Source organism: Calditrichota bacterium, from assembly GCA_013151735.1.
Taxonomy (GTDB): Bacteria; Zhuqueibacterota; JdFR-76; order JdFR-76; family BMS3Abin05; genus BMS3Abin05.
Window position 1 is genome coordinate 1 of record JAADHR010000195.1, and the last position, 5,713, is coordinate 5,713.

At 51.1% G+C, this 5,713-nt stretch carries 1 protein-coding gene; it reads left to right on the plus strand.

The window, feature by feature from the left end:
- Window positions 1-26 precede the first annotated feature (26 nt).
- Window positions 27-5,336 carry a hypothetical protein gene (locus tag GXO76_13755; GenBank protein NOY78923.1) on the plus strand — a complete coding sequence of 1,770 codons (5,310 nt, stop codon included), beginning with the start codon at window positions 27-29 and terminating at the stop codon, window positions 5,334-5,336.
- The last annotated feature ends 377 nt before the right edge of the window (window positions 5,337-5,713 follow it).

Consider the following 5,713-nt stretch of genomic DNA (forward strand, 5'->3'; position numbering starts at 1 on the left):
GTGGAGAAAAATGTGAGGGAATGTGTGTGACGAAGCGTCGTCTAATAGGACTCCTCGGAGTTCTTCTGCTTTTGGTTGTTGTTTCAAAATTGGCGTGGTCGGCGGAAACTGACATACTCCTTGAAAAGGTGCCTGATGGCTATCGAATAACCTACACCTTGCCGACCGTTCACTTTCGGGCCCAGCCGAAATCGGGTCAAAAAGTTCCCTTTTTCCGCGGCGGCCGCTATCTGCCGCAGCCCGGGCAACCCATTCTGCCCGTCAAAAGTTTTGCTCTGATTCTTCCGGGAAACCAGCAGCCCGAGATTCGGATTCTGGACTCACGCACGGAAACACTGACAGGTGTTACCGTCCCCACATTTCCCGATTCTCTCAAACGCTTTGTGGACAAAAGAGCCTCCGATCGCATTCTGGAAATGGCCGGGAAAACCGAATGGTTTGGTGTCCCCGTTTTTTCGTTTCACATTCGCCCTTTTTACTATGATTCGCTTGCCCACACGCTGAAGATCGTACGAAAAGCGGTTGCTTTGATTCGGGTACGCTCGGCCGATGGGTCAACGATTGCCCTTCCGCGGGAGCTTTCTCTCTGGCAAAAGAACATTCTGAAGAAGGAAACCCTCAATTTTGATCACCTGAATTTTCAAATCAAACAAAAGCCCCTGAAAAAAGCGGCGGGAACCTGGTACAATCCTGCCTATCATTATGTGAAATTTTATATCAGCCAGCAGGGGATCTACACGGTTACCTACCACGAGCTGGTTGACAGCCTTGGACTGCCGTCAACTCTGGATCCCCGAAAATTTAAAATCTTCTGCAAGGGAAAACAGATTCCAATCGAGGTCATTACACAGGATTCTACCCGATTTCAACCGGGGGATTCTGTACGATTTTACGGCGATTGGAATCGGGGAACGGACGGCTATTACGACACGTACACGGACACGTCGGTTTACTGGTTCACCTACGACGGGGGCCCCGGCCGGCGAATGCGGGTGAAAGCGGCATCCGGTAAAAACGGCGTTCTGGCGCAGTCTTTCTACAAGAAAGCCCATTTTGAAGAGGATCACATTTATTATTTTGGAGATAACGATTTATCGATTTTTAGTTCCGATGTTTCACCGGGAGAAGGCTGGATCTGGGACCGCATCTACGCAGGCGATTCATTTTCCTACACCGTAAACGCTCCCCATTTGGTGGAAGGGGAGCGCCCGGATTCCATCCGGATTCGATTGCGAGGGATCACGGCCGATATTCAAAATCCCGATCACCACATCCGAATTTATTTGAATGATTCTGAAATCGGGGATTTTCGCTTCGACGGCATTCAGGAGATTCTTTACAATACGGCCCTTCCCAAAGGGCTGCTCAAAAGCGGGAGTAACACGGTTCGCATCCAGTCTGCCGGAGATACCGGGGCCAGCCGCGACGCCGTTTATCTGGATTGGATCGAATTGTCGTATAACCGGAGCTATGTGGCGTCGGACAATTATTTGGAAGCGCAGTCTCCCGCAGATGTCGAAGATACCACCGTGGTGTACCGGGTCACTCTGCTGCACAGTCCCTCTATTTTGGTGTACGACCTGACGGATTCGGTTCGAATCGAAGCCTCTAAAATCGAAAAATACGGCTCGGATCGCTATTATGTACAGTTTGCGGATTTTGTAGAAAAACCAAAAGATTATTGGATCACCACCGAATCGGCCCTTAAACATCCCGATCGGATGATCGTTGATGCCCCGTCACACCTTCGGGATGAAAACCGGGGAGCGGATTATGTGATCATTACGGCGGCCCCTTTTTTGGAACAGGCCAATCGGCTGGCGGCCTACCGGCAGAGTCACAACGGTTTTCGTACAGCCGTTGTTGATGTTCAGAATATTTTCGACGAATTTTCTTACGGGATTTTTTATCCTCCGGCCATTCGGGATTTCTTGAAATATGCTTACGATCACTGGACAGCGCCTGCCCCTGCGTACGTGCTCTTTTTGGGTGACGGCACGTGGGACTACAAACATCATCTGGAGAACAGCGTCAATCGGAATTTTGTGCCGCCCATCGCGAATCCGGTCTCCGATAACCGGTATGTGGCATTCAACAGCCGGGAGCCCTATGTGCCGCAGATGTTTGCCGGAAGGCTTCCTGTAAAATCGCGTGCCGAGGCGCAAACGGTCATTGACAAAATCATTCGGTATGAACAGACTTCTCCTGCCGCCTGGAAAAAGCGGGTCGTCTTTTTAAATGGGGGGGTGAATGATTGGGAACAGAATCTGTTTAAATCGGAGTCCGAATCGCTGATTCGGGATTTTGTGATTCCGGCGCCCTTTGGCGGAACGGTGACCCGCATCTACAAAGAAAGCGAAGGCCGCCTGGTAGGGGAACTGCGTCCCGAAATTATGGCTGCCATCGATCGCGGATGTCTCTGGTTCAATTTTATGGGACATGCCGGCAGTGACACCTGGGACCTCATGATTCAAAATGAGGACATCCCCGAACTGAAGAATGGAGAAAAACTGCCCCTTATTACCAGTATGACCTGTCACACGGCCCGATTTGCCAATCCGTTCATGGACAGTTTTGCCGAAGCCTTTGTGACAACACCCGACCGGGGAGCCATCGCATTTTGGGGTACCACCGGATGGGGATACATTTATCAGGATAATTTTCTGTTGACCACCCTGTTTCAGTATGTTCTGCAGGATACGCTTTTGGATTTGGGGCCGGCTACCACATTGGCGCGTGTTCACCTCTGGCAGGAGCTGGGGGATACACCCACCAATCGCAGCGCACTGGATCAGTACACCCTTATCGGGGACCCGGCTCTGCATCTGAGTGTGCCGAAAAAGCCGGACCTTGTGTTGCAGGCGGAGAACGTTTCCCTTTCACCTGAAGAAATCACACAGAAAGATTCCCTGCTGAACGTGAAGGTGCACGTGTACAATTACGGCCTTTTTGTGGAAGACAGCACCCGCGTGAGCCTGCGGCTTCTGGACGAAGAAGGAAATCTTGTTTCCCAAAAAATGCTGGGGCTGCCGCCGTTTGGCTATTCCGATTCGCTTCAGACAAGCCTTCCCCTCAACGGTAAAGCGGGCCGTTTTACACTACAGGCGGATGTAAATCCGGATGAAAGGGTGAATGAATGGACGTTTTCAAACAACCGGACTTCCCGGAAATTTTCCGTTTATTCTACGGAAATTTCGGTATCTCTTCCACCGAATTTTGCCATTCTGAATACGCCGGAGCCCCGATTGCAGGTGAATGTGCCGGAAGAGCTTCCTGTGGATCAAATGGTAACGTACACCTTTGAATTGGACACAACCCGGGATTTTAATTCACCCATAAAAATAACGGCCCGAAATCAGCCGGGGAATCGTCTGGTTGCCTCCTGGCAAATTCCCATCCGGTTGCAGGACGGCGTGTATTTCTGGCGTTCCCGCATGAATTCCACCCAGGGCACCTCCAATTGGGTGGACGGGGTATTTCAGATTCGGAAAGATTTTGGAAATTTCGGGTGGGGTCAGTCCTTTCAAACGGGATTCGGGCAGGCGGCCGTCTGGAGACTTCTGCGGACGGAATCGGGATTTCAATTGGCGCCCGATTCAACCCGGGCAACCTATCTGGAAGTCCAATCCGCCGGTCACGATGATGGAAATATTGCCTATCTGATTGTAAATTTTCAGGTCATTAATGATCACAAACGCGGCATGAATGTGGTTGCGTTAGATGCCCGAACCGGAGAGCCCTTGGCACCGGCCCGCGTGTACGATACGTACGCATCAGAGGCCGCATCGGACAGCCTGGCGGATTTTATTCAAAGCCTTCCGCCCGGAAGCGTGGTACTGGCCGGCATTATGGACGACGGCAGTTTTCGCCTGACCGAAAAGGCCCTGGAGGCTCTGGAATCCATTGGCAGCCGCTATTGCCGACAGATCGGTTTTCGGGATTCCTGGGCCATTATCGGAAGGAAAGGCGCTCCCATCGGGAGCGTTCCTGAAAAGCTGGTGCCGGTTGGCGGCGGATACGCTATTGTTCGGGATACCCTGATGAGTTACCGGGTTTCTCAGGGAACCCTTACTTCAGAGACAATTGGGCCGGCATCGGCCTGGCACACCGCTCATTTTTCCGGAACCTGGGGCGAAAACGAAACGGCTGTTCGCGTAAAAATTCTGGGGAAAAAGGCCGCGGCCGCGGTCTGGGACACCCTGCTGTCGGTGCCGCTTCTGGACAGCTCCCTTTCGCTCAGCGCCATTTCAGCAAAGCGGTATCCGGTTCTGAAAATGATGGCCATTCTCACAAGCGGGGATGATACGCACTCGCCGGAACTCTCTGCCTGGAGAATTGGTTACGATCCGGTCCCCGATTTGACCACCCGTCCCTCATTTTGGACAATTAAACCGGATTCGGTTCTGGAAGGCACTCCGGTTACACTTTCCGGGAAGATTTTTAACATTGGTTCCGTGGCATCCGATTCCACGGAACTGGGCATTGGTTTGATCAGCCAAAATGCCGCGCCGGACACGGTAGCAGCGGGGAGTGTACCGCCCATTGCGCCGAACGGTTCAGCCGAATTTTCCATTCACCTGTCCACGAAAGGACAAGAAGGCCCGACAAAAGTTCTGCTGATGATCGATCCGCATCACAAGCTGAGCGAACTTTCGGATGAAAATAATACGTATCAACTGCATCTGTTTGTGCGGAGGGATACCATTCGGCCGCAGATTTCGGTGACCTTTGACGGGCAGGATATTTTGCCGGGCGATTGGGTTTCGATGCATCCCAAGATTTCCATTTTTGTTGAAGACAACAGTCCCCTGGCCATTGCAGACACCTCTCTTGTCCGGATATTTCTGGATTCCCGGACGGAGTACTACGCGAATTCAGCGGACGTCCTTGAGTTTCAGCCCCTGGAGGGGAAGGGAACCTCCGGTGCACGGGTTCAGTTCAACCCCACTCTGAGTGGCGGGCGGCATACTCTGGATGTGATTGCCAAAGATGCTACATTAAACGCACGTTCGGTCCACCTGGAATTTGTGGTAAAGTCAACATTTGCCATCGAAAATTTACTGAATTATCCGAATCCGACCGCGGGGCCCGCCGATTTTACCTATTTTCTCACGCAGCCGGCCGATCAGGTCAAACTTTCGCTTTACACCCTTTCGGGCCGGAAGATTTTTCATGCGGAGAATCTGAGCGGGTCTGTTGGCCCGAATCGTTTTCACTGGGAGGGGCTGGACGCTGACGGCGATCGCCTGGCCAACGGGGTGTATTTGTACAGACTTCAGGCGGAATGGGCAGGGAAAACAACCTCCGCCATCGGAAAATTGATTGTGGTTCGGTAAGCGGTGGGAGTCCCCTCGGTACGTTCGCCTATGGCGAGCACTCGGTGACCGGTTCTTTTTTGTAAGTTGGAATTTGTTTTTAATTTTTGTGGTTTTATTTTTCAAAATTTTGTATATTAGAAAACTTGGTAATAGAAAGCTTTGAAAAAGTCAGGATTTCTGACACAAGCAATGGCTCGTAACAAAATAAGATCAACAAGTTGTGATAGAAATTAATTTGCCATTAACGCGGGGTCGCTTTATAATCAATTAAAAAATAAGTTATTACGTAATATTTTTCTGTTATTGACCCTCCCCCCTTCCCCCTCCCTTAAATAAGGGAGGGGGAGCGAGGGGGTGGGTTGAAAAAAAAGTTAAATAATAAAATCCGATTTTTT